This window comes from Pseudomonas sp. 5P_5.1_Bac1 (assembly GCF_025466015.1).
GTDB lineage: Bacteria > Pseudomonadota > Gammaproteobacteria > Pseudomonadales > Pseudomonadaceae > Aquipseudomonas.
In genome coordinates this window covers 12,772-39,327 of sequence record NZ_JANLNX010000019.1, presented here as the reverse complement: position 1 = coordinate 39,327, position 26,556 = coordinate 12,772, and the positions used below count along the sequence as shown (strand labels likewise).

20 protein-coding genes are annotated in these 26,556 nt (G+C 66.8%); 18 read left to right on the top strand and 2 right to left on the bottom strand.

Annotation, left to right across the window (positions count from 1 at the left end):
* The first annotated feature begins 67 nt into the window (after positions 1-67).
* The 16 genes from NTD82_RS03690 to NTD82_RS03615 are packed head-to-tail and all read left to right on the top strand — an operon-like array spanning position 68 to position 17,959.
* Complete coding sequence (locus NTD82_RS03690; RefSeq protein WP_095153503.1) at positions 68-1,420, top strand: UDP-glucose dehydrogenase family protein; 1,353 nt, start codon at positions 68-70, stop codon at positions 1,418-1,420.
* Positions 1,417-2,487 (top strand): NAD-dependent epimerase, encoded by a 1,071-nt coding sequence (locus NTD82_RS03685; RefSeq protein ID WP_262127781.1) that lies wholly within the window; start codon positions 1,417-1,419, stop codon positions 2,485-2,487. Before NTD82_RS03690 ends, NTD82_RS03685 begins: the two co-directional genes overlap by 4 nt.
* A complete protein-coding gene (locus NTD82_RS03680) occupies positions 2,484-3,230 on the top strand; it encodes a sugar transferase (RefSeq protein WP_262127780.1) in 747 nt (248 codons plus the stop codon). Before NTD82_RS03685 ends, NTD82_RS03680 begins: the two co-directional genes overlap by 4 nt.
* Before the next feature lies 1 nt (position 3,231).
* On the top strand, positions 3,232-3,879 hold the full coding sequence (locus NTD82_RS03675) for a CpsD/CapB family tyrosine-protein kinase (RefSeq protein ID WP_095153506.1): 648 nt from the start codon (positions 3,232-3,234) through the stop codon (positions 3,877-3,879).
* Positions 3,880-3,909: 30 nt separating this feature from the next.
* Entirely contained in the window at positions 3,910-4,929 is a 1,020-nt protein-coding gene (locus tag NTD82_RS03670; RefSeq protein ID WP_371864257.1) for a polysaccharide biosynthesis/export family protein, read from the top strand.
* Positions 4,930-4,959: 30 nt separating this feature from the next.
* On the top strand, positions 4,960-6,525 hold the full coding sequence (locus NTD82_RS03665) for a GumC family protein (protein ID WP_262127779.1): 1,566 nt from the start codon (positions 4,960-4,962) through the stop codon (positions 6,523-6,525).
* Positions 6,486-7,607 (top strand): glycosyltransferase family 4 protein, encoded by a 1,122-nt coding sequence (locus NTD82_RS03660; RefSeq protein ID WP_262127778.1) that lies wholly within the window; start codon positions 6,486-6,488, stop codon positions 7,605-7,607. The genes NTD82_RS03665 and NTD82_RS03660 overlap by 40 nt, the downstream gene beginning before the upstream one ends.
* Positions 7,604-8,974, top strand: coding sequence for an O-antigen ligase family protein (locus NTD82_RS03655; RefSeq protein ID WP_262127777.1), 1,371 nt, complete (start codon positions 7,604-7,606; stop codon positions 8,972-8,974). Before NTD82_RS03660 ends, NTD82_RS03655 begins: the two co-directional genes overlap by 4 nt.
* Positions 8,971-9,936, top strand: a complete 966-nt coding sequence (locus NTD82_RS03650; protein WP_095153511.1) for a glycosyltransferase family 2 protein — start codon at positions 8,971-8,973, stop codon at positions 9,934-9,936. The genes NTD82_RS03655 and NTD82_RS03650 overlap by 4 nt, the downstream gene beginning before the upstream one ends.
* Positions 9,929-11,065: a glycosyltransferase family 2 protein gene (locus NTD82_RS03645; protein WP_262127776.1), complete on the top strand. Its 1,137-nt coding sequence runs from the start codon at positions 9,929-9,931 to the stop codon at positions 11,063-11,065. The genes NTD82_RS03650 and NTD82_RS03645 overlap by 8 nt, the downstream gene beginning before the upstream one ends.
* Positions 11,066-11,074: 9 nt before the next feature.
* Positions 11,075-12,070, top strand: coding sequence for a polysaccharide deacetylase family protein (locus NTD82_RS03640; RefSeq protein WP_262127775.1), 996 nt, complete (start codon positions 11,075-11,077; stop codon positions 12,068-12,070).
* On the top strand, positions 12,070-13,377 hold the full coding sequence (locus tag NTD82_RS03635) for a lipopolysaccharide biosynthesis protein (protein WP_262127774.1): 1,308 nt from the start codon (positions 12,070-12,072) through the stop codon (positions 13,375-13,377). The genes NTD82_RS03640 and NTD82_RS03635 overlap by 1 nt, the downstream gene beginning before the upstream one ends.
* A complete protein-coding gene (locus tag NTD82_RS03630) occupies positions 13,374-15,299 on the top strand; it encodes a hypothetical protein (protein ID WP_262127773.1) in 1,926 nt (641 codons plus the stop codon). The genes NTD82_RS03635 and NTD82_RS03630 overlap by 4 nt, the downstream gene beginning before the upstream one ends.
* Positions 15,300-15,343: 44 nt before the next feature.
* A complete protein-coding gene (locus NTD82_RS03625) occupies positions 15,344-16,033 on the top strand; it encodes an N-acetyltransferase (protein ID WP_262127772.1) in 690 nt (229 codons plus the stop codon).
* Position 16,034: 1 nt separating this feature from the next.
* A complete protein-coding gene (locus tag NTD82_RS03620) occupies positions 16,035-17,210 on the top strand; it encodes a GNAT family N-acetyltransferase (RefSeq protein ID WP_262127771.1) in 1,176 nt (391 codons plus the stop codon).
* Positions 17,192-17,959 carry a ChbG/HpnK family deacetylase gene (locus NTD82_RS03615; protein WP_262127770.1) on the top strand — a complete coding sequence of 256 codons (768 nt, stop codon included), beginning with the start codon at positions 17,192-17,194 and terminating at the stop codon, positions 17,957-17,959. The genes NTD82_RS03620 and NTD82_RS03615 overlap by 19 nt, the downstream gene beginning before the upstream one ends.
* On the opposite strand, the gene NTD82_RS03610 is transcribed toward NTD82_RS03615, so the two are convergent.
* Positions 17,956-18,150: a hypothetical protein gene (locus NTD82_RS03610; RefSeq protein ID WP_095153517.1), complete on the bottom strand. Its 195-nt coding sequence runs from the start codon at positions 18,148-18,150 to the stop codon at positions 17,956-17,958. The genes NTD82_RS03615 and NTD82_RS03610 overlap by 4 nt on opposite strands.
* A 110-nt stretch (positions 18,151-18,260) precedes the next feature.
* Between NTD82_RS03610 and NTD82_RS03605 the strand changes: the two genes are divergently transcribed.
* Positions 18,261-22,373 (top strand): dermonecrotic toxin domain-containing protein, encoded by a 4,113-nt coding sequence (locus NTD82_RS03605; RefSeq protein WP_262127769.1) that lies wholly within the window; start codon positions 18,261-18,263, stop codon positions 22,371-22,373.
* Positions 22,374-22,406: 33 nt separating this feature from the next.
* Here the strand turns inward: NTD82_RS03605 and NTD82_RS03600 are convergent, their stop codons facing one another.
* Positions 22,407-24,650, bottom strand: a complete 2,244-nt coding sequence (locus NTD82_RS03600; RefSeq protein WP_262127768.1) for a putative bifunctional diguanylate cyclase/phosphodiesterase — start codon at positions 24,648-24,650, stop codon at positions 22,407-22,409.
* A 153-nt stretch (positions 24,651-24,803) separates the two neighbouring features.
* On the opposite strand from NTD82_RS03600, the gene NTD82_RS03595 reads away from it, so the two are divergent.
* Positions 24,804-26,423: an NADP-dependent glyceraldehyde-3-phosphate dehydrogenase gene (locus NTD82_RS03595; RefSeq protein WP_262127767.1), complete on the top strand. Its 1,620-nt coding sequence runs from the start codon at positions 24,804-24,806 to the stop codon at positions 26,421-26,423.
* The last annotated feature ends 133 nt before the right edge of the window (positions 26,424-26,556 follow it).

Sequence of the window (26,556 nt, the reverse complement as noted above, 5' to 3'; positions counted from 1 at the left end):
CCAGCCTGCGCTATACCGAAATCACACCGCTGTTTCATCCCCATTACGCCCTGCGAGGCAACCCGGAATGGACGTGAGCGTATTCGGTACAGGTTATGTAGGGCTCGTGCAGGCCGCGGCGCTGGCCGATGTCGGACACCGGGTGCTGTGCGTGGATGTCGATGCGCACAAGATCAGCCAGCTCCGCCAGGGTGTGCCGCCGATCCATGAGCCGGGCTTGTCCGCCATGCTCGAAGACAACATCCGCGACGGTCGCCTGCTGTTCAGCACCCAGTCCAGCGATGCCGTGGCGCATGCCGAACTGGTGTTCATCGCGGTCGGCACGCCGCCCGACGAAGACGGCTCCGCCGACCTCTCCCATGTGCTCGGGGTAACCCGGCAGATCGCCGGGCTGATGGAGGCCGATCGCACCCTGATCATCAAGTCCACGGTGCCGGTGGGCACCGCCGACACGGTGGCGCTACTGGCCCGGGAAGAACTCGACCGGCTCGGCAAACTGACGCTGAAAGTCCGCGTGGTGTCCAACCCGGAGTTCCTCAAGGAAGGCAGCGCCCTGGCCGACTGCATGCGCCCCGACCGGATCATCGTCGGCACCTGCGACGCCCAGGCCCAGGACCAGCTCACCGAACTCTACGCGCCCTTCTGCCGCAACCATGAAAAGCTCATGTTCATGGACAACCGCAGCGCCGAGCTGACCAAGTACGCGGCCAACGCCATGCTCGCCACCCGTATCAGTTTCATGAACGAGCTGGCCAACCTCACCGAACGCCTGGGCGCCGACATCGAAGCGGTGCGCAAAGGCATCGGCTCCGACCCGCGCATTGGCTACCACTTCATCTACCCCGGCTGCGGCTTCGGCGGTTCGTGCTTTCCCAAAGACTTGCGCGCCCTGCTGCACACCGCCGAGCACAACGGCATGCCGCTGCGCCTGCTGCAGAGCGTCAGCGAAGTGAACGACGCCCAGCGGCAGATTCTCTTCAGCAAACTCAAGCAGCACTTTCCCGGCAGCCTCAAGGGCAAGTCGGTGGCGCTCTGGGGCCTGGCCTTCAAGCCCAACACCGACGACATGCGCGAAGCGCCGAGCCGCTACCTGATGGAAGCGCTGTGGGCCGAAGGCGCCACCGTGCATGCCTTCGACCCGGAAGCCATGGCCGAATGCCGGCGCCTCTACGGCTACCGCAACGACCTGAAACTCTGCGCCACCCGCGACGACACCCTGGAAGACGCCGACGCCCTGGTGATCTGCACCGAGTGGAAGAACTTTCGCGTGGTGGACTTCACCCTGCTGGCGAAGAAACTGCGCCAGCGCCTGATCGTCGACGGCCGCAACCTGTACAACCCCGACCAGGTCGCGACCTTCGGCCTGGATTACTGCGGCATCGGCCTGCGTCATGTCGATCCGGAAGTGCCCGCGCCATGAAAGTCCTGGTCACCGGCGCGGCCGGTTTCATCGGCGCCCATTGCGTCCTGCGGCTGTTGCGCGACGGCTACCAGGTGCTTGGCCTGGACAACTTCAATGGCTATTACGACCCGACCCTCAAGCATCAACGGGTCGGCTGGGTACGCCAGCAGGCCGGGCACTTTCCGTTGCAGCGTATCGAGCTGGCCGACGCCAGCGCGCTGGACGCGCTGTTCGCCCGTGAGCGCCCCGACGTGGTCCTGCACCTGGCCGCCCAGGCCGGGGTGCGCTACTCGCTGGAGAATCCGCGGGCCTACCTCGACAGCAACCTCAGCGGCTTTCTCAACATTCTCGAAAGCTGCCGCCGCCACCCGGTGCAACACCTGCTCTACGCCTCGTCCAGCTCGGTGTATGGCGCCAACCAGCACACGCCTTATTCGGTACGCGATGCGGTGGACCACCCGTTGTCGCTGTACGCCGCGACCAAGAAAGCCAATGAAGCCATGGCCCACTGCTACAGCCACCTGTTCGGCATCCCGGCCACCGGCCTGCGCTTCTTCACCGTCTACGGCCCCTGGGGTCGCCCGGACATGTCGCCGATGCAGTTCGCTAGCGCCATCGTCGAAGGCCGCCCGCTGCGCCTGTTCAACCATGGCCGGCACCAGCGTGATTTCACCTACATCGACGACATCGTCGAAAGCATGGTGCGGCTGATTCCCCTGGCGCCACAGGCCAACCCGGGCTGGGACGCGATGACCCCGGACCCGGCCAGCAGCCACGCGCCCTGGCGCCTGTACAACATCGGCGGGCAACGCCCGGTGGCGCTGCTGGACTACGTCGCCCTGCTGGAAAAACACCTCGGCCGCCGCGCCGCCATCGAGTTGCTGCCGCTGCAGCCCGGCGACGTGCTGGACACTTGCGCCGACGCCAGCGACCTGGCCCACGCCACCGGTTTCACCCCGCTGATTTCCCTCGACGAGGGCCTCGGACGCTTTGCCGCCTGGTTCCTCGATCACTACCTGCCGCTGCACGGGACGCCAGCGCAGATCCACCGGGCGTCGCCCGACGAGCAACGGAGGTCGCTATGACCGGACAACCGAAAAGCGCGCAGATCCAGGCGCTGAGCCAGGACAAGCGCATGGACCCCAAACACCGCATGCGCATCGACTCGGCGGTCCACAAACAGGGCCGCGGCTGGTTCACCGGCCGCCTCGGCGGTCGCCCCTGGACGCTGTCGCGGACCAACCGCTGGGTCGCCGCCGGCGGCGCCTCGCTGCTGATCGTGCTGCTGGCGCCGCTGCTGCTGGGCCTGGCCGTGGCCGTCAAGGCGAGTGGCCCGGGGCCGGTGTTCTTCGTGCAGAAGCGCACCGGCTACCGGGGCCGCAATTTCGGCATGTTCAAGTTCCGCACCATGGTCGCCGACGCGGAGGCGCGGAAGGAGTCGCTGCGCCACCTCAACAAGCACGGCGCCCAGTCCATCGACTTCAAGATCGACGATGACCCGCGGGTAACCCCGATCGGTCGCTGGCTACGGCGCAGCAGCCTGGACGAGCTACCCAACCTGTTCAACGTAGTGCTCGGCGACATGCGCCTGGTCGGCCCCCGGCCCACCTCGTTCAACGCCTACCGCTACAAGGACAACCACCTCGCGCGCCTGAGCATCTACCCGGGCATGACCGGCCTCTGGCAGATCTCCGGGCGCAGCGACATCGACTTCGACCAGCGGGTCGAACTGGACCTGAGCTACATCGCCGAACAGAGCCTGAGCCTGGACCTGAAAATCCTGCTCAAGACCCCCTTCAAAGTCTTCAGTGGCCACGGAGCAAGTTGAGATGGACGGTTCTACTTCAAGAAGCATGAGCATCGCTGTCCCCAGCGAAACCAACCTCACCTCCACCGTGCTCGACCCGGCGCAGCGCGTCCTGTTGCTGACCGCCGCCAACAGCGGCAGCGGCACCAGCACCAGCGCGCTGGCGTTCGCCAGCCAACTGGCCCTGATGAGCGGTGGAACGGTGCTGCTGATCGACGGCAGCAACGGCCCCAACACCCTCAGCCAGCAACTGGGCCTGAACAAGCTGCGGGGTTTTCACGACCTGCTGTTCGACGACCAGACACCGCCACTGGCCCAGGACTGCATCGTGCGCCTGTCCGACCAGCGCTTCGACGTGCTGCCCGGCGGCCTGCATGACCGCGGTGGCGAACGCCTCGACCCGGAACTGCTGCGCGCGCTGCTGCACACGCTGGCGGCCGAGTACCGCTTCGTGGTGATCGACGGCGAAGCGGTCTACGCCGGTGCCGACAGCCTGGTGATGGGCCCGCTGGTGGACGGCGTGATCCTGGTGATCAACGCCGACGACACCCGCCGCGAAGTGGCCCAGGCCGCCAGCCAGCGCCTGGTCCAGGCCGGCGCGCGGCTGATCGGCAGCGTCTTCAACCGGCGCCGCTACTACATGCCCAAGTGGCTCTACAACAACCTTTGAGCCGACCGTGCGAGGGAAACACTCATGAAAATGCCCTTGATCGCCCTGTTCGCGCTATTGCCACTGGCGGCCTGCACCACCCAGCAGGACGCCCGGACGATGCCGGTACAGATCCTCACCGCCGCGCCGGCCAACGCCCAGGACACCGAGCTTTCCAGCAAGGAACAGGTCTTGCGTCCGCAGGACGTGCTGGATGTGATCTTCCACATCAGCACCAGCGGCTCCGATGCCTACCGTATCCAGTCCGGTGACACCATCGGCCTGAGCTTCCTCTCCGCCAGCTCGCTCAACGGCAACCAGTTGGTGCTGCCCGACGGGCGCATCGAACTGCCGGCGGCCAACACCTCGGTGAACGTCGCCGGCATGACCCCCGAGCAGGCCCGGGCCGCGATCCAGCAGGCCTACCGCAACAAGAGCCTGTTCCAGCCCAACCGCGACCAGCTCACGGTGCAGGTGCTGAGCCCGCTGACCAACGAGCAAAACCTGAAAAGCGCGCTGAACCACCCGGCCACCGGCATGAGCCGCGAGATCACCGTGGGCAGCGACGGCCACGCCAACTTTCCGGAAGTCGGCTCGGTCGCCCTGCAAGGCATGACCGTGACCCAGTTGGAGACGTACCTGAACAAGCGCTACGCCGACCTGCCGGGGCGCATGAGTGTCGATGTGATGCTCAAGTCCACCGCGGTCAACGAGATCTACGTGCTGGGTGAAGTCGGCCAGCCCGGCGCCTACCCGATCCGTCGCCCGGTCTCGGTGCTTGAAGCCCTGACCCTGGCCCGCGGCCCGAGCATCAAGGCGCGGCTGGACTCGGTGGTGATCATGCGGCGCAACGGCAACCAGGTGCAGGCCATGCCCTACAACGTGGACAAAGCGCTGGACGCCAGCGCCGCGCAGGTCGCCTACCTGCAACCGGACGACATGCTCTACGTGCCCAAGACCAAGCTGGCCAGCGCCGGCGAACTGGCCCGGCAACTGGCTGACGTCGTGCTGTTCCAGGGCGTGGGGTTCAGCTTCGGCTACCGCGTCGACAACAAAGGCAGCGACAACTGACCTCGGGGGTATCGCGTGATGAATCAGCTCATGAATCCCAAAGAGAACTACCTGCACGAATTCTTCCGGATCTTCTACGCCAACCGGCAGTGGGTGAAACGGATCTTCCTCGCCTTCGCGGTGATTGCCCTGCTGCTGCCGCTGATGTTGCGTCAGAGCTACGACATTGGCGCCGAAGTCATCGTGCAATCGAAAAAGCTGTCGCAGAGCGACACCAATACCGCCCTCGCCCAGGAAACCGACAAGTTCATCCCGCCGTCGCTGGCGGACATGGAAACCGAGAGCAATATCCTTCGCTCGCCGACGCTGATTCGCCAGACCATCAGCCAGTTGCGTGAGGAAGGCCGCTATCAGGTCGAGCCCGGCGTGGTGGACAAACTGCTGTTCCATCCGCTGCGCGCCTATGTGCTCGATCCGCTGCGCTCGGCGCTGGGCAACAAGGTCGAATCGGCCCGCGACACCGAACTCGATGCCCTCACCGAACAGGCCACCAAGAACCTCAAGGTCGAGACCCTGCCCGGCTCCAACGTGATCTCGGTGACCTACAGCTTCGGCGACGCGGCCCAGGGCACGGCGTTCGTCAGCCAGTTGCTGGACAACTACCTGAAAAACCGCCAGGACCTGCAATCCAACGAGCTGCCGCAGTCCTTCTATGAACAGAAGAAACTGCAATACCAGGCCCGCCTCGATGACCTCGAAAGCAAACGCCTCAGCCTGCTGGAAACCGCCGGTTCGTCCGATCCGAAGGAAGAAATCACCTTCCGCCTGAACGCGATCAACACCGAGGAACAGGCGCTCAACCAGTACCGTGACCGCCTGCTGCAAAGCCAGCGCTGGCTGGATTACCTGAAGTCGGCGCTGAGCGCCGCCAACAGCGCGAAGATGAACGACTACAGCTTCCCGTTCACCTTCACCACCACCGTCGACAACGTGGCCTTCGAAGATCGCGAGATCAAACAACTGGGCGAGCAACTGACCACCCAAGTGTCGCGCTACGGCAACGACCTGGCGGTGTTCCAGCCCAACAGCGAACCGATGCAGTTGCAGCGCGAGCAAATCTCCCGCAGCCGCCAGCAATTTCTCAAGGTGGTGGACAACCGCATCCGCGAACGGGAAAAAGACCTGACCGTGGTGCAGGAAGTGATCGCCCAGAAAACCCAGCGTATCGGCGAGTTCAAAGGGCGCATCCACCAGTTGCAGGAGACCATGAGCAAGGCCCGTCAGCTCGACACCGAGATCGACGCCCTGCACAAGGCCTTCTTCACCTACACCCAGCGCTACGAAGAAAGCCGCGGCCAGGGCCAACTGGACAACCTGTCCAACGCGCGGATTCTCAGCGCGCCGTACCAGCCCACCGAAGCAGCCTTCCCGCGGCCGATGCTGATCATCCCGTTCGGCCTGCTCACCGGCCTGCTGCTGGCGATTGCCCTGGTCTATGTCCGCGAGTTCTTCGACCACCGCTTCAAGCATCCAGCGCAAATCGGCCACGAACTGGGCCTGCCCGTGCTGCTGGTGATCAACGACCAGACCCCGGAACAAACCAATCCGTACAAACAATGGACGCTGCCACGGCTGTGGCACTGGGTGCGCAATTGAACGCCCCGGCCCCGCGCCAGCCGATCATCCACCTGCTCAACAGCGGTGGATTCTACGGCGCCGAGCGCATGCTGCTGGATCATTGCCTGGCCACCCCCGGTCAGCATCGGGTGCTGTTTCTCGATGCACCGCCCGAACTGCTGGCGCGTTTTCGCGCCGCCGGGGTGGACTGTCAGTGCCGCGCGGGGCTGGTGCAACCGCTGCTGTACCTGGGCGAACAGCGCGGCCAACGGCCGCTGCTCAACGCGCACAATTTCAAGGGCCTGCTGCTCGGCTGGCTGGCGGCGTGCCTGTGGCGCCTGCCGCTGGTGGCGACCCAGCACGGCTTTACCCCGCGCAACCTCAAACAGCGTTTCTACACCTGGCTGACCCTGCAACTGTGCCGCACCGCCGTGGTCAGCCAGGTGGTCTGCGTGGCCGAGAGCATCGCGCGCATCCTGCGCCGTGCCGGGGTCGCGACGCAGAAGATCCGGGTGATCCCCAACGGCCTGCCGGAGGCATCCGGCCAGACGCCGCGGGTTGCCCGCGCGGGCGAGTGGCTGGCCGGCTATGTCGGGCGTCTGAGCAGTGAAAAAGGCCCGGACCTGTTTCTCGACACGCTGATTCCGCTGTGCCGGCGCTACCCGCACGTGAACGCGGTGATGCTCGGCGACGGCCCGGAACGTGCCGCCCTGCAAGCCCGCATCAGCGCCGCCGGGCTGCTGGAGCGGATTCGCCTGCCGGGCTTCCAGCACAACATGCGGCCGTGGATGAGCCGCCTCGATGCGCTGGTCATCAGCTCGCGCACCGAAGGCACGCCGATGATCCTGCTGGAAGCCATGCAGGACGGCGTGCCGGTGGTGGCCTTCGGCGTCGGCGGCATTCCCGATGTCATCGAACACGGCCGCAGCGGTCTGCTGGCCACACCGCTGGCGGTGGACGAACTGGCCGCGCAACTGAGCGCCCTGATCGACGACCCGGCCCAGGCCAGTGAACTCACCGCCCAGGCCCGCCACACCCAACGCGAACGCTACCACCTGCCTACCCTGGCGCAACGCTGGGCCCAGGTTTACCTGGGCGCCGCAACGGAGGTCCGCGCATGATCCTGCCCCTTTCGCTGGTCGGCCTGTTCGGCCTGCTGGCCCTGATCCTGCTGGTCAGTCCCTGGCCGTACCTGGCGCCCGGCGCGGTCGCCGCGCTGGGCGGCCTGCTCCTGCTGTACCGGCGTCCGGCCTGGGGCCTGCTGGCGATCATCGCCCTGGTGCCTTTCGAAGGCCTGTTCAAGGACAGCGACCTGTCCGCCGCCAAGCTGATCGGCGCCGGCCTGATCCTGGTGCTGAGCCTGCAACTGGCCAGCGGCCAACTGAAAGGCGAGCGCCTGCGCAGCAACCTCTGGCCGCTGCTGGTCGCCTTCCTGGCCTGTTACGGGTTGAGCTTCTGGGCCAGCGAAAGCCTGCTGATGTCGGCCCAGCACCTGCGCGAACTGTCGATCGGCCTGCTGCTGTTCGTCATGACCCTGCTGCTCGGCCGCGAACTGAACCTCGCCTGGCTGGCCCGGCTGGTCTGCCTCAGCGTCGCCGCCACCTGCGTGATGGCGATGTTCTCCAGCAAATACCAGGACCAGGGCCGCGCCTCCGGCCTGCTCGACGACCCCAACGTGTTCGCCCTGCTGATCGCCTTCGCCGTGCCGCTGGCGATCTGGCTGCTGCTCAACAGCCCGAGCCTGCGCCAACGGTTGCTGTGGCTGGCCTGCACCGGCCTGCTGCTGGCCGGCATGACCAAGACCGAATCGCGCTCCGGGCTGGTGGTGCTGCTGATCAGCCTCGGTATCGGCCTCTACCACTACCGGGTGCAACTCACCCGCCTGCGCCCGCGCCACCTCGGCGTGCTGATGCTGGCCCTGGCCCTGCTGCTGCCGGTCGCGGCGGCGGTGATGCCGGCCAGCTACATCGAGCGCATCCAGTCGCTGAGCGTGCTCAAGTCCGGGGTCAACGCCCACGAGGACGACTCGCTCGGCCGCCGCGCCTCGTACATCGTGGTCGGCGGCAAGATGATCCGCGAAAACCCGCTGCTCGGTTCCGGCCCCGGCACCTTTCCCCTGCACTACGCCACCACCGGCTACGCCAAGGCGTTTTCCGCCAACCGCAAGGTCACCGACCTCTACCGGCGGGCGCACAACACTTACCTGGAGCTGTTCAGCGAAGTCGGCATTCCCGGCGGCGTGTTGTTTGTCGGCATGATCGCCCTGGCCCTGCGCAACCTGTGGAGCGCCCGCGCCGCCTGGCTGCAACAACATGACGTGGCCCGCGCCGACCTGCTCACCCACCTGTGCATGAGCCTGCTGTCGCTGGGCCTGTTCCTGATGTTCCTCAGCGCGCCGAACCACAAATACCTGTGGATCATGCTGGGGTTGTCCTGGGTGTTGCGCAGCCAGGCCGAAGCCGCTGGCCGGCTGGAGCCGCGGCCATGAACCGGGTCGCCATCGTCATCCCGATGTTCAACGAGGCCCGGCACATCGGCCGGACCCTCGCCGCGGCCCAGCGCGCGGCGAGCGAAGCCGGGATCGACTGCGAGCTGATCGTGGTCGACAACGGCTCCAGCGACGACAGCCCGCAGATCGCCCGCGCCCTCGGTGCGCGGGTGCTGAGCCTGCCGGGCCTGAGCATCGGCGCCCTGCGCAACCGTGGCGCGGCCGCTTGCGCGGGTGACTGGCTGGCGTTTCTCGACGCCGATATCGAAGTCCCGGACAACTGGCTCCGGCGCCTGCTCGACGCCCACGCCCAGGGCCTGGGCGATGTCTTCGCCCTGGATTGCGACACCCCGCACCAGGCACCGTGGTTCGCCAGCGCCTGGCAGCGGCGCACGTTGCGCGCCGGTGAGTTGATGCACCGCCAGCAATGGCTGCCCAGCCCCAACCTGCTGATGCCTCGGCACTGGTTCGACACCGTTGGCGGCTTCAACGAAAGCCTGCGCAGCGGCGAGGACAAGGATTTCACCCTGCGCCTGAGCGAGGCCGGCGCACGCCTGCTGGTGCTGCGCGAACCGGTGGTCCTGCACTGGGGTTACGAATGCACCTGGAAAGAATGGCTGGGCAAGGAAATGTGGCGCCAGAGCAGTCACCTGCAATTGCTCCGCAGCAACGGCGCGAGTCTGCGCCTGCTGCGCTTTCCGGCGCTGTCCATGGGCGCCTGGGTGCTTGATGCCATGGCCCTGTCGGCGCTGCTCGACGGTTTCCCGCACCTGACCCTGCTGCTGGTGCTCGCCGCCAGCCTGCCGGCCCTGGCCCTGAGCCTGCGGCAGAGCCTGAAGCACCGCGAGCCGACGCTGATCCTGCAACTCTGGGGGCTGCACTTTATCCGGCTGCACCTGGCCGGCATGGCGTTCGTCCTGAGCCTGTTCAACTTCACCGCAAGGAGGCCAGCCCGTGGCTGAGCTCATCTTCTGGCTGTGCCTGCTGTTGCCACTCTATGCCTGGCTCGGCTATCCGCTGCTGTTGAGCCTCGCCGCGCCGTTCTGCACGCGCCGTGAACCGGGCCCGCACGTGCCGCTGTCGATCAGCGTGGTGATTGCCGCGCACAACGAGCAACGGCATATCGAACAGAAACTGCGCAGCGTGCTGAACCAGGACTACGCGGCCGCGGCCTTGCAGATCGTCCTCGCCAGCGACGGCTCCAACGACCGCACCGTGGCCTGCGCCCGGGCGGTCAGCGATCCGCGCGTCCAGGTGCTGGACCTGCCGCGCCTGGGCAAGGCCGCGGCGCTCAACCGCGCAGTCAGCCTGTGCCAGGGCGAGGTGCTGGTGTTCACCGACGCCGACAACCAGTGGGCCGACGACACCCTGCGCCACTTGCTGCTGCCGCTGGCAACTCCGGGGGTCGGCGGGAGCGCCGGGCAGATGATCATCCCCCGGCCGGGCAAGGGCCTGAGCCTGGGCGACAGCCTCTACCGGCACTTCGAGGCCTGGGTGCGCCGGGTCGAGAACCGCACCGGCTGCATGGTTTCCGCCGACGGCGCCTTGCTCGCCCTTCGGCGGGAGCTGTTCCAGCCGATTCCGCCGCAGGTCAACGACGACTTTTTTATCAGCACCTGCGCCCCGGCGGCGGGCCAGCGACTGGTCTATGTGCCCGAGGCGGTGGTGCTGGATTACGGCGTGGACGAGGCCGGCAAACAGTTTCGCCGGCGCCAGCGGGTCACCGTCGGCGGCCTGCAAAGCCTGGCCGCGCGGCGGTCACTGCTCAACCCGCTACGCCACGGCCTGTACGCCATCGCCCTGATCAGCCACAAGCTGCTGCGCCGGCTGGCCCCGGTGCTTTTGTTGCCGTTGCTGCTGAGCAACCTCTGGCTGCTGGACGACGGCGCGTTCTACCGCTGGACCTGCAGCATGCAACTGCTCGGCTACGCCGTGGCGCTGGTCGGCCTGCTCGATGCCGGGCACCGCTTGCCGAAACCGTTTCGCCTGGCCGCGTACGTGTTGGTGACGCTGGCCGGGATGAGTGTCGGCCTGTGGCAGTTCCTGCGCGGGCACAGTTATCAGCAATGGAACCCTGACCAGAATCGCTGAGGACCGGCCATGCCGATCAAGACCACCATCAAGCGCGCCAGCGGCTGGATCTACCTGAACTCTCCGGTGGGACGCCGGCAGTTGCACGGTGCCGGGCTGATCCTGATGCTGCACCGGGTGCTGGCCGATGATCGCGCTGCCGAACTGCCGCACCGCAACGAACTGTGCGTCGGTCCGCAGGCGTTCGAGCGGCTGCTACGCTGGCTGCGCCAGCACTTCGACTGCCTGCCGCTGCTGGACCTGTTGCAAGGCCACGGCGGCAATCGGCCACGGGTGGCCTTGACCTTCGACGACGGCTGGCGCGACAACGCCCTGCACGCCTTTCCGCTGCTGGCGAAATACCAGGTGCCGGCGAGCATCTTTCTTTCCACCGACTACATCGGCAGCCGCCAGCGCTTCTGGTGGGAAAGCCTCGGCGAGACGCTCTGGGGCAGCCACGGCGAGGCGCCGCGGCACCTGCTGATCGAGCAACTGCGGCGGGTCGGCCGGCCATTGCCCGCCGCCTACTTCATGAACGAAGCGCCTCGCGCCCGCAGCCTGGCCCTGGCGCGCTACCTGCAAAGCCTGAAAACCCTGGCGCCGCAGGCCCTGCACCTGCTCACCGACGCTTGCCCGCCGGAATCGCTGCCCCAGGCCCTCGACTGGCAACAGGTGCGGCAACTGGAAGACTCCGGCCTGATCAGCTTCGGCCCCCATGGCGCCAGTCACGCGCTGTTGCCCGGCCTCGACGACCGCCGCCTGGAAGAAGAGCTGCTGCGCAGTCACCGCGCCCTGCTCAACGGCTGCCGCAACCCGCTGCCGGTGTACTGCTACCCCAACGGCGACCACGACTTGCGCGTGCGCCAGCGTCTGGCGGCGCACCGTTATCCGTGGGCACTGAGCACCCGCGCCGGGCTGTGCCAGGACAGCGACGATCCGCTGGCCCTGCCGCGCATCGGCGTCAGCCAGCGCAACGCCAGCCGGCCGTCGCTGCTGGCCTGGCGCATCAGCCGTGGAGGTCACTGATGAGCCGTCCCGCCTATGTGCGCCACTTGCTGCTGAGCATGGGCACGCGGCTGGCGATGATCGCCTTGCGCCTGCTGCGCAACGTGCTGCTGGCGCGGCTGCTCGGGCCCAGCGAACGCGGCCTGTTCGCCCTGCTCAGCAGCCTGCCGGACCTGATCGCCGCGGCCACCAGTGGCGGCCTCAACAGCGCCATCGGTTATCAGGCGGCGCAGCAGCGCAATGTCGGTCTGCTGCTGACCCAGGTGCTGGTTTACGGTTGCCTGCTGGCCGCCTTGCTGACCCTGATCTGCCTCGCCGCGCTGCGCGGCTTCGGCATCGAACTGGCCGTCAGCCAGCAACTCGGCCTGCTGGCCTGGCTGCTGTTGCTGGCGGTGCCGCTGAGCGTGCTGAAGAGCGGCCTGCTGACGCTGCACAACGCCACCGGTGGCGTCGGCGCCTTCAACGCCCTGCGCCTGAGCGAATCATTGGCGCCGCTGCTGCTGTTCCTCGTCTTCTATGCGCTGTGGCCTGAAGCCGCGCTGTCGGCGGCGCTGGCCAGTTGGCTGCTGGGGCTGGGCCTGGTGGTGGTGCTGGGGCTGGTCTGGCTGCGGCGCAGTCATCCGTTGCGGCTGTGCTGGGACCGCGCCGGCCAGCGTGAACTGCTCGCCTACAGCGCCAAGAGCCACCCGGACCTGCTGTTCCAGCAGGTGATCCTGCGCTCGGATTATCTGTTTATCAGCGCCCTGCTCGGCAGCGCCGCCCTCGGTCACTACGCCATGGCCAGCGCCGCCGCCGAACTGCTGCTGATCGTCCCGGAAGCGGTGACCACGCCGCTGATGAAGCGCCTGCTGCAACAGGACGCCGGCATCGACAAACTGACCCCGCTGGCCCTGCGCCTGACCGCCACGGTGATGCTCGGCGCCTGCCTGAGCATGGCGCTGGTGGGCGAATGGCTGATCGTCACCCTGTTCGGCGCCGAGTACCAACCGGCCTACCCGGCGCTGCTCGGCTTGCTGCCGGGGCTGTTCGGCCTGTGCTACGCGAGCATCCTGCGCCTCGACCTGCTGGGCAAAAACCGCCCCGGCAGCGTGTCGCTGATGATGGGCGCCGGCGCCGCGCTGAACCTGCTGCTCAACGTGTTGCTGATCCCGCGCTGGGGCATCGTCGGCGCGGCACTGGCGTCGTCGATCGCCTACCTCGCGGTGACGCTGGCGATGCTGGTGCTGTACTGCCGGCTCAGCGGCGTGGCCTGGTGGCGCACGCTGTTTATCCTGCCCGGCGACCTGCTGCCGCTGTGGCGCATGTTGCCCGGTCGGGTGGCCGGATGAACGCCGTGCGCCTGCTTATCGGCCTGATGCTGTTCAGCGGCGCGGCCGGCGCTGCCGAACTGCGCTGGCCGGATATCCGCGACGGCAGCCTGTACCTGACCCCGGGCCGCGCCGATCAGTTGCGCCTCGACTGGGTCGGCGCCTGGCAGGCCGAGGCCAACCCGGAGCAGGTGTTCCTGCTGGACGGCCAGGGCCGCCTCGCCGCCCGCCGCGATATCGCCGCCAGCGAAGCGCGCGGTGAACAGCAATGGCCGTTGGCGGTCGGCCACGGCAGCTACCGGCTGGAGATTCCCGGCTACAGTTTCCGCCGCTACCGGCCCGCGTTCAGCGACAGCACCCGCGCCCAGTTCGCTCCGGCGCGGGTGCATGTGAGCCTGCAAGTGGAGGCCGGGACGCAGTTGTACTTCCGCGTGGCCGCCGGCGAGCAGGCGATTCTCGCCGGCAAGTACCACGGCGGCGTCAGCGGCTTGCGCGCCGTGCGCCTGGACGACGACCAGGCGCTGAGCCTGAACCTGGTGGCGCAGCCGGCCTACTGGCAATACGAGGAAGTCACCCTGCCCGTCAGCCCGCGCCCGCAGGTCTGGCGCCTGGAACTGCAAGGCCGCGGCAAGGCGGCGTTCTGGCTGGACGGCACGGCCAACCTGTTCGCCGGCCGCGTCGCCGACCTTGGCCCGCTCGATGAACAACCCGGCACGGTGAACCTGCGCCTCGGCCAGCAGCGCCTGGGCCCGACGGCAAAACTCGGGCTGAACCTGCCCTATCTGCTGCCGCCCGTGGCCAGCCACCCGATACTCGATGCCCTGAAACCACGGGCGGCGGGTTTCTACAGTTTCGTCGACGTGCTGGCCCGGCAGCCGGACTACGAGACCGCCTTCCGCCGCCTGTACCGCGAGCGCTTCGCCATTCAAGACGACATCACCCTGCTCGCCGCCACCGGCCGCCGCGCCGACCTGAGCGACGACGCCACCAGCCGCCAGGGCCTGCAAGCCTGGCTGGCGGCCAGTGTCGCGCTGGGTGGCGCGGGCCGGCACTACCTGGCGTTCGCCGACGAGCCGAACCTGAATTACCCGCGCTTCGAGGATTTCCGCGCGTTCTTCCAGCAACGCCTGCAACAGGTCGAAGACTACGCCGGCGCCCGCGAAGCCGGGGTGCGCATCGCCATGCCGGCCAGCTCGCGGCTGGTCAACGGCCCATTGGCCGAGCACAGCGCCGAGCGTCGCGGGCTGGATTGGGCGCGGCGTCTGCTGGAGGAATTCGGCCCGCGCATCGATGCGCTGGCCTGGCACGAATGGATGGTCCGCGATCTGCTGGCGACCCGGGTCTACCGCGACAACGTGCGCCAGGCCGCCGCGCTGGTGGGCCTCGATGAGCGTGGCCGGCCGCGCAAGGCGTTGCTGCTGGACCAGACCAACCTGTCGCCCGGTTCGAGCCTGAGCCTGTATGAGCAGAACGGCCATTACGCCGCGCTGTGGTGGGCCTCGGTAGCGATCAACGCCAGCGCCGACGGCCTGCTGGACATGCTCAACTGGTTCCAGGCCGCCGACGAACCCGACTACCCGAAGGGCATGCTGCAAGTGCTCGACCCGCAGCGTTTCGTGCTCAAGCCGGTCGGCCTGGCCCAGCAGTTCATCCAGCAGCACTGGCTGGACGAGGTGCTGCGCCTGGACAACGACGCCTTCGAGGTCGATGCCCTGGCCATGGCCCGCGGCCCCGCCCGCAGCGTGCTCGGCGTGAACAAGAGCGAGCGCGCCCAGCAGGTGCGTTTCGCCACCGCTGCCGCGCACTGCCCGGCCAATCCCCGGTTGACCCTTTTCGGGCCCGATCACCAGCCACGCACGGCCAATCTGGTCTGTCGCGATGGCCGGCTCGGGTTCGATCTGCCAGGACAAACACTGTTTGCCCTGAGCTGGAGCGCGTCGTGATCCGCGCGCTGATCCACCCGCCTTGCCCGCCCCTGGAGGCAATCATGCGTGTACTGAACCAGCTTCAAACGCACCTCAGGCACAAAGGACTGCGCTCGACCCTGAAAACCGCCTTGCACCGCTATATGTTCTACCACTGGGAACTGCTCTGGATGGAGCGCGACCTGGTCAGCCCGGTGCCGCCCCACAACCTCAAGCCCAGCAGCCCGACCCAGGCCGAAAGGATCACCCTGCAAAATATCCATGCTTTCGCGCGCTACTTCGGCGACCGCCTGGAAACCATGCGCGAGCTGCTCGCCGAAGGTCACACCGGGATCATCCATCGCGACCCCGAAGGTCATGTGGTGGCCTTCATCTGGGGGTGCCCGCGGGACTACCACGACCATCACTACTACGGCTGCTGGTTCCCGGTGAACGCCGGTGAGTTCTTCGAGTTCGGCGGCGAACTGACCCGCGCCTACTGGGGCACCACGCTGTCGGTGGATCTGCAACTGAACCTGTGGAAAGCCATGCTCAAACAGGGCTGCGACAAAGTCGTGGACGTTTGCGAAAGCCATAATATCCCGGCGCTGAAACTGCACCTGCGCATGGGCTACGCCGAGCAGGGCCGGGTCACCCACGTCTATTGCCTGTTCGGGCGCTGGAAGTTCTTTCGCCAGAGCCGCTACGCGGGTTCGCGCCTGGCCGCGTTGCGCAAGCCGCCGGCAGTGGCGCCGTCCGTAGGGGTGGCCTGAGATGGGCCTGCGCCTGCGCTGGCTCGACTCGCTGGACGCGCCCGCCTTCCCGGCGCAGGCCTACGAACACCTGCGCCAGCGCCTGCCGCAGGCCACGCCATTCAACAGCCTCGGCTGGTTGCGGGCGGCCGCGGCGGCGCTGGAACCGGGGCACACCTTGCAGGTGCTGCTCGGCTTCGACCGCGACCACTTGTGCCTGTGCCTGCCGCTGGTGCGCATGCCCTGGCGGATCGGTCCGCTGACGTTCAGCGTGGTGCGCCACCTGGGCTATCCGCTGAGCGACCGCATCGGCCTGCTTATCGACCTGCCCGAGCGCGACGCGCCCCAGGTGCTGCGCGAGATCCGCCGGCACCTGCCCCACGCCCTGCTGCAACTGAGCGAAGTCACCCAGGGCGAACCCTGGTTGCTGCACTGGGGCTGGCGCAGTTCGACCCATGAACGGCGCCGCTCCTGCGCGGTGCCGGTGCACCAGCTCAGCGCCGCCGACCGCCAGGAAGTCAGCGGCGATCCGCGCTACAAGCTGCGCCGCGCGCGCAAGCGGATCGCCGCCTGTGGCGCGCAGGTCCGGCGGGTAGTGCTGGATGCCGACAATGCGGGCGACTGGCTCGGCCGCATCGCCGCCGTGGAAGACGCCAGTTGGAAAGGCGACGACGGCGTCGGCATCTTCAGCACACCGGCCTCCCGCGCCTGGATGACCCAGGCCCTCACCGCCCTGGCCGGCGAAGGTCGCCTGCGCCTGGTGGTGCTGGAGCTGGACGGCCAGTGCATCAGCTACCGCCTCGGCCTGCTGGAACGGGGCCGGCTGTACGACTACAACCTGGCCTTTCTGCCGCACTACGCGGAACTGGGCAGCGGCCGGGTGTTGTTGCAGGCGTGGATCGACTGGGGCCTGGACGACGGCTGGCAGTGGATCGACGCCTCGCGGGTCAGCCTGGAGAACTCCAGCCACCAACTGCACGAACGCATGAGCGGCCAGGTCGAGCACCTGCGCCACAGTTTCTATAGCTGGCGCGTGTCGGGCATCGGCCTGGGCCTGGCGCTGCGCCTGTGGCGCCACTGCCGGCCGTGGCTACGCTCAAGCAAAGCGAGCCCGCCGCCGCAAAAACACCCCAGCGAACACCTGCCATCCCCACGCCGTCCCGCTACAGGAGCCACGGAATGTCCTTCCAGGTCATAGTCAACGCCGATGATTTCGGCCTCAGCGAACACGTCAATGCGGTGATTCTGCGGGCCTTCAATGCCGGGCTGATCAGTTCGGCGACGGCCATGGCCAACATGCCGGCGTTTCGCGGCGCCTGTGCACTGGCCCGGCTGCCGGCGCTGCGCGGGCACATCGGCCTGCATTTCAATCTCAGCCATGGCCGGCCGCTGAGTGACGCCATCCGTGAACAGCCACTGTTCTGCAACGCCGCCGGCGAATTCGCTTTCAGGCTGTCGCGCAACAGCCTCTGGCTCGGGCGCCGCGCCCGGCAGGCGGTGGAACAGGAACTGCTCGCGCAATGGCAGCACTGCCTGAACCTGGGCCTGTTGCCCAGCCACCTGGATTCGCACCAGCACGTCCACAACATCTGGCCGATCGGCGAGATCGTCGCCCGCTTCGCCGCCCGCGAAGGCGTGCCGGTCAGGCTGGCGCGCAACCTGGGGCGCAACATCGGCCCGGCCAAGCGCGTGTTCAAGACCTTGCTCAACCGCCGCTTGCGCCATTTGGCCGGGTCGACCGCAGATTTCGTCTGCACGCCGGTCGACCTGCGCGACGGCCTCGCGCCGCGCCACGGCTTGCTGGAAGTGGTGGCGCATCCCAGCGCCTTGGGCAGCAATGATTTTGGCGACGCCTACCTGGGCGCCGGGGAATCGCTGGCGGGGTTGCTGGAACAGCAACTGCGAGCGGCGCCGCGTGTTGGCTATCGGGTGTTGGCGGAGGGCTAATCACCCTCGCCGGTCTTGGGAAAATGCCGGCAACTCTTGCGCTCGGCCATCTGCCGGTCGGTGGGGCGCTCGTCGACGAAACGCGGCGGCCCATCGCTATGGATTTCCAGGAAACCCCAGCGCAGGTCGGCTTCGGTCTGCCCGGGCTTGGGCGGTTCGAACCACCAGACTTCGCGGCTGATCAGGGCCATGGTCGATTTCCTCGGGTGACGGTCTGTTGCTCAAACCATAGATAACTATTTGCCACCGCTCCATTCGCGCTTCGCGGTGTGCTTGCGCTCCCTTACATGGAGCGCCCGTTATGCCACAACTACCTCACCCCGCTGCGCCCGCCGCCGACGTCCACCGGCAGCTCATCAAGGAGCGCCTGCCGAGCTGGATCCGCCACCTCAACGCCGAGCAGATCGATAGCCTGGAGTACCTCGCCGATGCCAGCGAACAGCCCTGGCTGCGCAACGCCCTGCCGACGCTGCGCGAAGCGTTCGAACAGGCGCAACGCCGGTTACACCGCTCGACCGTGGCCCTGGCCAAAGCCATGCACGACCTCAAGCCCCTCGCCGACTTCGCCACCCCTTTGCTCGAAGAACGCCTGCACACAGCCTTTGGCCTGCAAGGCGATATGCGCCGGCTGAGACTGGTGCGTTTCAGCCGCGACTGGAACTGGATGTTGATGCAGGCCGAGCTGAACCACGAGGCGGAGCCGCTATTGCAGGCGGCGCTGCAAAACTTCCCGCGGGACCTGGAGTGGCAACCGGAAAGCGTGGCCATCGACGGCGAGTTCGTTGTCGGTTCGCACCTGGGTTACCCGCGCTATCACTACACCGGCCTGCCCTTCACCGCGCAGCAATTCGCCGGCGAATGCCATGCCCTGGACCTCGGCCAACGCTACCAGCAACACCTGGACGGCGTGCTCGGCCGGACGCAGGTCCGCGCCCTGGCAATCGAGGTGCGCAAACAACAACTGCACCTGGACCTGTTGCTCGCCCGCATCTGCTACAACCTTCGCGATGATTGCGAGCGGGTGCAGAGCCTGATCGTCGATAGCACGCCCAACACCAGCCCGCACTCGCCGCGTTGTCACCGCCTGAGCCTGTTCGGCATCGACATTCTCGACGCCGTGCTGATCTACCCGGCCCCCGACTCGACCGCCGTGATCTTGTACCTGCCCGGGGTCAAGGATGGCGCGTTGACGCGCTACCCCACTCCCGGCGCCTGCCAGCACGACCTCGCGCGACGCCTCTGCGAACCCGCGTTCCGCCAGCGTTTCATGCGTTTTATCCAGCATGACAAGGCCTACCATTTCGCCAGCGTGCTGCAACGCACGCTCACCGGACAAAGCCTGCCCGGCGATCGCGATACCTCGTGGCAGGCAGCTCCCGACGCGGACCTGCACTGGAACGAAACCGCGATTGACGGCGAACTGTTCGGCTACCTGCAAGACCGCCATCACCGTCGCCTGCTCAACGAAGCCCGGCAACTGGCGGTGCCCAGCGCCGATGCCGACGAGGCCGCGCGCCAGCAACGCCTGCGCCACTGGGAGGCGCTCGGGCTGGACCTGCTTGGCGTCGCCGCCTTCTTCATACCCGCCGCCGGGCAATTGATGACGCTGGTGTTCGTCGCGCAAGTTTTGGACACCGTTTATGAAGGCGTGGAGTCCTGGCGACAGGGCGACATCGATGCCGCGCTGAACAGTATCAAGGCCGTGGCCATCGACGGGGTTACGGCGGTGGGCGGCGGCGTGCTGTTTCACTATGTCAGCCGCTTTACCGGCAAATGGATCGAGGTCATGCGCCCCGACGGCAGTCCCCGTCTGTGGAACGCCGACCTGGCGCCCTATGAAGTGCCTGCGCCGCCAGCCGATACCGTGCACAACTCGCTGGGCCAGCGGGTTGTGGACGGTCGTCCGCTGCTGCCGCTGGACGGCGCGCATTACCCGATGACCGCGCATGCCGACGGCCAGCGCTGGCAACTCGTCCACCCCGACACGCCGCGAGCCTTCCAGCCGGTCTTCGAACACAACGGCCAGGGCGCCTGGATCGGTGCCCACGAGTCGCCGCTGGACTGGCCGCGACACACGTTGCTGCGGCGCATCGGCCATCAAGTTGGCGCCTACAGCGATCAAGAGCTGGAAATCGCCAGCCGGATCAGTGGCGTCAACCGCGATGAACTCCTGGATATCTACCTGCGCGGACGCCCCACCCCCGTCAAGTTGATCGACACCTTGCAGCGCTTGCGCGGCGACGTGCCGGCCGAAGACCGTCTCGACGCCGCGCTCGACGGGCTTTACCTGCCGCGGCGGCGCTGCACCGCCAGCGACCGCCTGGCGCTCTGGAGTCTACCGCGGGAAAGCGCCTGGCCTGCCAACACCCGGCTCGAGTTGCGCGGCGGTGGCGTCACTGGTCCGTTGCTGGAGCGCGCCGGCGAACGCCACGCCAGCGACCTGCGCCTGATCCTCAAAGCCGCCGATGGCTACCGTGCCGTAGTCCGTGATCAACCCGGGGCCGTCACTGAAGACGTGTTCGAGGCGCTGGCCCAGGTCATGCCCGAGTTCAACGGCGATACCGAGGCGCTCAAGGCCCGGATGGCCGAACACGCCCTGCTGGACCGTGAAAGCACCCAGCGCTGGCTCTGGTCCGGCCACGAATACGGCTGGGCTGATGACGGCCGTCTTCTCGGCGGTTCCGACCGGCCGGAGGTCTACCCGTCGTCGAGCACCAACGGCAATCCGCTGATCGCCCGCTACCGTCGGTTGTACCCGCGGGCCAGCGTTGCATCCGCGGAGATTCAACTGGATCAATGGCGGGCCGCTGACCGGCCGCCGCACCTGGAACTGCGCGCCCTGGAGCGACAGCTCGAATACCTGCGCACCACGCTGGGCCAATGGGCGGAAGACCGGCCCGCACGCAACCGGATCCACGACAGCCTGTTGTCCAACTGGCATCGCCAGTCGGACATCCCGTCGGTCCTCGACCTTTCGGCGTTGAACCTCGTCGACAGCGACTTCAGTGACTTTCCTCACCTGGCCGATGCCTTCACGCATATCACTGAGCTGAGCGTGGACAGCAACGAGCTTCAAGGCATGCCCCTCCTGCTGATCAACCAGCTACCCGCGCTGCGCTGCCTATGGGCCGCGTCCATGCGCCTGCAACACATGCCCGAAGGACTCGGACCGCAATTGGCCACCCTGGAAATGACCGACAACCAGATCACCTGGAGTGCGGCCTCGCAAGCCACCCTGGAACAATGCACCGGGCTGCAGGTGCTCAACATGGCCGGTAATCCGCTCGGCATCCCGCCGGATATCAGCCGGCTGCCGGCGTTGCGCGACCTGGGGCTGTTCGACGCCGACCTGCACGAGTTCCCGGCGGGCCTTGACCGAGCGGAACACCTGGAACACGTCGAGCTGGCGGCCAACCAGATCACTGATCTGCCCGAGCCCTTGGGCATGACCCGCGCGGCGCAACTGGCCCTGAACATTGAGCAAAATCCGCTCACCCCGGCCGCGCAGGAGCGGATCCAGGAGCACTTCAGCGCAACCGGCATCGACCTGATGGTTCCGGATGTGGATTACGCGGAACTGCTGCTGGAGGCCGATGAACCGACCCTGGCGTGCTGGGAGCGGGTCAGCCGCCAACTGCCCTTGCAGTACCGCCGCGACTTGCGGGAATTGGCCGCGAGCACGCTGTTCCAGGTGGCCCCGGCCACCACCCGGCGTCGCTTCTGGGTCATGTTGCGCTGGCTGGAGACGCCCCTGGCACTGGCATCGGCGACCATGATCGATGCGCGCGCCCTGCTGGCGTTCGAGCTGGCCGCCGACCTCTGTGAAGCGGTCGCGTTTCCCGGGGAGGAGCTCAGTGCCCGGCAGCAGACCGAGCACATCCTGAGCGTGGCGGTGGCCGCCATTCGCTACCAGGCGGTCAACGATGCACTGCGCCTGAAATTTCCGGTCATCACCGAGCTTGAGTTCGAGATCTTCCGCGCCCGCACGCTGCAACGGGTGGCTGTCGACATGCAGATGCGCCTCGCGCCGACACCGACCGAAACCGTCTATACCCGGCTCGGCGGCGGACGGCTGCAGTCGCTCGACGCGCAGTGGACCACGCAACTGCATGAGCAACTGCGCGAACTCGGCCCGAGCACTGTGACCGGGCGCAGCGCCCTGTGGAGCGAGCTGCCGGATGGCGAATATGCCTATTCTTTCTGGGTCAACCACCTGCGGCTGCGCTATGCCACCGACTTCGAACAGTTGCAGGAACAGGCCGATGCGCTGCTGGAAGCCGCCGAAGCCGAGATGAACGAAGGTGATTACCTGATCGAAGCCAATCGCTTGCGCCTTCAATACGAAGCCGATCAGCGGGCGCTGCTCGATGACCTGACCCGCCGCATCGCCGACGGCACCCAGACCCGCTGGTAACCCACCCCCCGGCCAGCCGCGCTGGCCGGGCACTCAATACTCCACGGCGGTAAAACGCTCTCCCGCGAGCCAGTGCTCGAACAGGTCGGCCGGCATCGGCCGACCCAGCAGGTAGCCCTGGCCGTGATCGCAGCCGGCATTGCGCAGGAACTGGTACTGGGCGTGGGTCTCGATGCCTTCGGCGGTAATGCGATAGCCCAGGGCATGGCCGAGGTCGATGATCGCGCGGGTGATCGCCACATCGTTGTCGCCGTGGGGCAAGTCCTTGATGAACGCGCGGTCGATTTTCAGGTGGTTGATCGGCAACGATTTCAGGTACGCCAGCGACGAGTAGCCGGTGCCGAAGTCGTCCACCGCCGTGGCCACGCCAAGCGCCTGCAAGCGTGCCAGGACATCGCAGGCATGCTGTTGGCTTTCCATCAGCAGGCTCTCGGTAATCTCCACTTCCAGCAGGTTCGGGCTCAGGCCGTGGCGTTCCAGGGACTCGGTCAGGCTGCGCACATAGTCGCTGCGCTCGATCTGCAAGGCCGCGACGTTGATCGCGATCGGCCCGGGCAGCAGCTCGCGGTCGCGCCACTTGCGGACCTGCGCGCAGACCAGCTCCAGCACGTGCTCGCCCAAGGGAATGATCAGGCCGGTACGTTCGGCCAGAGGAATGAAATCCAGCGGCGAGATCAGCCCTTTCTGCGGATCGCGCCAGCGCAACAGCGCCTCGGCGCCTTCGACCCGGCCACTGAACAGGTCAATACGCGGCTGATACCAGACCTCGAATTCATGCTGTTCCAGCGCACGGCGCAATGCCCGCTCCAGGGCCAGGCGTTCCTGCAGGCGCGCGGTCATGTCGCCGTGGTACAGGCGCCAGGCATTGCGCCCGCTTTCCTTGGCCGCGTACATCGCGGTGTCGGCGTGGCGCAGCAGGCTTTCGGCGCTGTGCCCGTGCTCCGGGCCCAGGGCGATGCCGATGCTGCCGGTGACCAGCGCGGCATTGCCCTTGAGGTCGAACGGCTGCTGCAAGGCACGCAGCAGGCCATCCACCACCTGGCAGGCCTGCTGGGGCGTGCTGATGCGGTTGAGGATGAAGGCGAACTCGTCGCCGCCGAGGCGGCAGACCGTGTCTTCGGCGCCAACCCCGTCTTTCAGACGCTGCGCCGCCTGCGCCAGCAACAGGTCGCCGAGGGCATGCCCGAGGCTGTCGTTCACCAGCTTGAAGCCGTCGATGTCCAGCACCAGCACCGCCAGTTGCACCTTCGGCGCGGCCAGCGCCTGTTGCAGGCGACGCTGGAACAGCACGCGATTGGGCAGGCCGGTGACCGCGTCGAAATGCGCCAGGTGCTCGAGTTGCGCCTGGGAATGCTTGAGCTCGCCATTGCGCAGGTTGATCAGGCGGTTGCTGCGGTTCAACTGGGCGACGAACAGGCTGAACAGCCCGGTGGTGGCCAAGGCGAACAGAAACAGCGGCGAGCTGAACAGGCTCATCGACGACCCGCCTTCCCGCGGCGTCGCCGCCAGTTGCCAGATGCCACCGGGCACATCGACGTTGAGCGTCACCGACGGCTGCTTGAACATCGCCGGCTCGCCCCAGATCATCGCCCCGGCCGCGCCTTCGCCGTCACCGCCACGCAACGCCAGGTGGAAGTTGGCGTCCTCGCCGACCCCGGCCGCGCGCAGCAGGCTGTCGATATCCGCCACCACCGAGACATTGCCCCAGTACAGGCGCACGCCCTTGTGCCCCTTGAGGAAAACCGGACGCCGGTAGATCAGCGCTCGTCCGCCCTGATAGAGCTGCACCGGGCCCGCCAGCACCGGCTCGGCGCTGTCGCGCGCGCGCTGCACCAGCGGGTATTGCGCCGGCAGCGTGCGGTAATTCAGGCCGAGGATGCTTGCGTTGTTGTGCAGCGGGTAGACATCGGCGATGACGTCGTTGGGCGCCAGCGAGACGTGGCGGATATAGCGCACCGATTCCATGGCCTGGCGCGCCATGTCATGGAAATGCGCGGCAGAAATATCGCCGTCGGCACTGAGCAACTGTGCTATGCCTTCAGTCTCGCCAAACGCCGAGCGCATCTGCGCCTCCAGTCCGGCGCGGATACCAGACAGGCGCATGCTCGCGGTCGCGATCATTTCGCTTTCCTGGCGCTGCATGTCCACCCGGCCGAGGGCCACGGACAGTCCGATGCCAATCACGGCAAAACCGATGGGAAGCAGGCGGTAAGCGGTGGAACGCACGCTGGTAGGTAAGCTGCGGGGGGCTTCGAGGGCGAAAATTCTTATAGTCATACGCCGAGCTGCTGGCATCGAATTACTCAGGTTATCGGCGGACGAACGGCAATGTTGAGGCGGGCTGGCTTTTTTTTGCGGCGCGGGTTTATTCTCGACTGAAACGTTTCATCTATCTGTTTCACCATTCGAAGAACAAAGAGGTGTCGTGCCATGGATCGTCTGCTGGATACGCTGTTTCCCACTACCGAGGAGATTCCCGAGGCGTACCGCCTGGGTGAGCCGCTGGAGCAGCGCGATTACCTGGTCAACGGCGAATTGCGCCGCTGGGACGGCCCGCTGGCCACGGTGCGCAGCCCGGTGTGGCTGCGCGAAGGCGATGAAGAGCGCCAGGTGCTGCTGGGCAGCGCGCCGCTGCTCGATGCCGACACCGCCCTCACCGCCCTGGACGCCGCCGTGCATGCCTACGACAAAGGCCGCGGCGCCTGGCCGACGATGCGCGTGGCCGAGCGCATCCGCCATGTCGAAGGGTTCCTCGGACGCATGCGCTTGCAACGCGAGGCGGTGATCAAGCTGCTGATGTGGGAAATCGGCAAGAACCTCAAGGACGCCGAAAAAGAATTCGACCGCACCTGCGATTACATCGTCGACACCATCGGCGCGCTCAAGGAACTGGACCGCCGCTCCAGCCGCTTCGAACTGGAACAGGACACCCTCGGCCAGATCCGCCGCACCCCGCTGGGCGTGGCGCTGTGCATGGGCCCTTACAACTATCCGCTGAACGAGACCTTCACCACCCTGATCCCGGCGCTGATCATGGGCAACACCGTGGTGTTCAAACCGGCCAAGTTCGGCGTCCTGCTGATCCGGCCGCTGCTCGAAGCCTTCCGCGACAGCTTCCCGGCCGGGGTGATCAACGTCATCTATGGCCGTGGCCGCGAGACCGTCAGCGCGCTGATGGCCAGCGGCAAGATCGACGTGTTCGCCTTCATCGGCACCAACAAGGCCGCCAGCGACCTGAAAAAACTCCACCCGCGCCCGCACCGCCTGCGCGCCGCCCTCGGCCTGGACGCGAAGAACCCGGGCATCGTCTTGCCCGACGCCGACCTCGACAACGCGGTCAGCGAGTCCATTACCGGCGCGCTGTCGTTCAACGGCCAGCGCTGCACCGCGCTGAAGATCCTCTTCGTCCACGAACAAGTAGTGGACAACTTCCTGGAAAAATTCCAGGCCAAACTCGCCGCCCTCAAGCCCGGCATGCCCTGGACCCCGGGCGTGGCACTGACGCCGCTGCCGGAGCCGGGCAAGATCGATTACCTCAATGGCCTGGTCAGCGACGCCGTCAGCCAGGGCGCGCAGGTGCTCAACCCCGGTGGCGGGCAGAGCCGTGGTTCGTTCTTCTATCCGGCGCTGCTCTACCCGGTGAACCCGGCGATGCGCGTCTACCACGAAGAGCAGTTTGGCCCGGTGGTGCCCGTGGTGCCGTATAGCGACCTGCAAACGGTGGTGGACTACGTGCTCGATTCGGACTTCGGCCAGCAACTGAGCCTGTTCGGCAATGACCCGGAAGCGATCGGCCGGCTGGTGGACACCTTCGCCAACCAGGTCGGGCGGATCAACATCAACGCCCAATGCCAGCGCAGCCCCGACACGTTCCCGTTCAATGGCCGCAAGAACTCCGCCGAAGGCACCCTGTCGGTCCACGATGCACTGCGGGTGTTCTCCATCCGCACGCTGGTGGCCACCCGCTTCCAGGACAGCAACAAGCAGTTGATCAGCGAAATCATCCGCAACCGCCAGTCGAGTTTCCTGACCACCGATTACATCTTCTGAAGACCGTTCGGCGCGTCGCATGCCATCCGTCCCGCGCAAGCGGCGACGGATTTGCGCTTTTGCCATTCCTGTACAAACATACAGCGATACGCCCGGGCATCGTGCCCGGGTGCTCCGTTGGCAGTGGCTACAG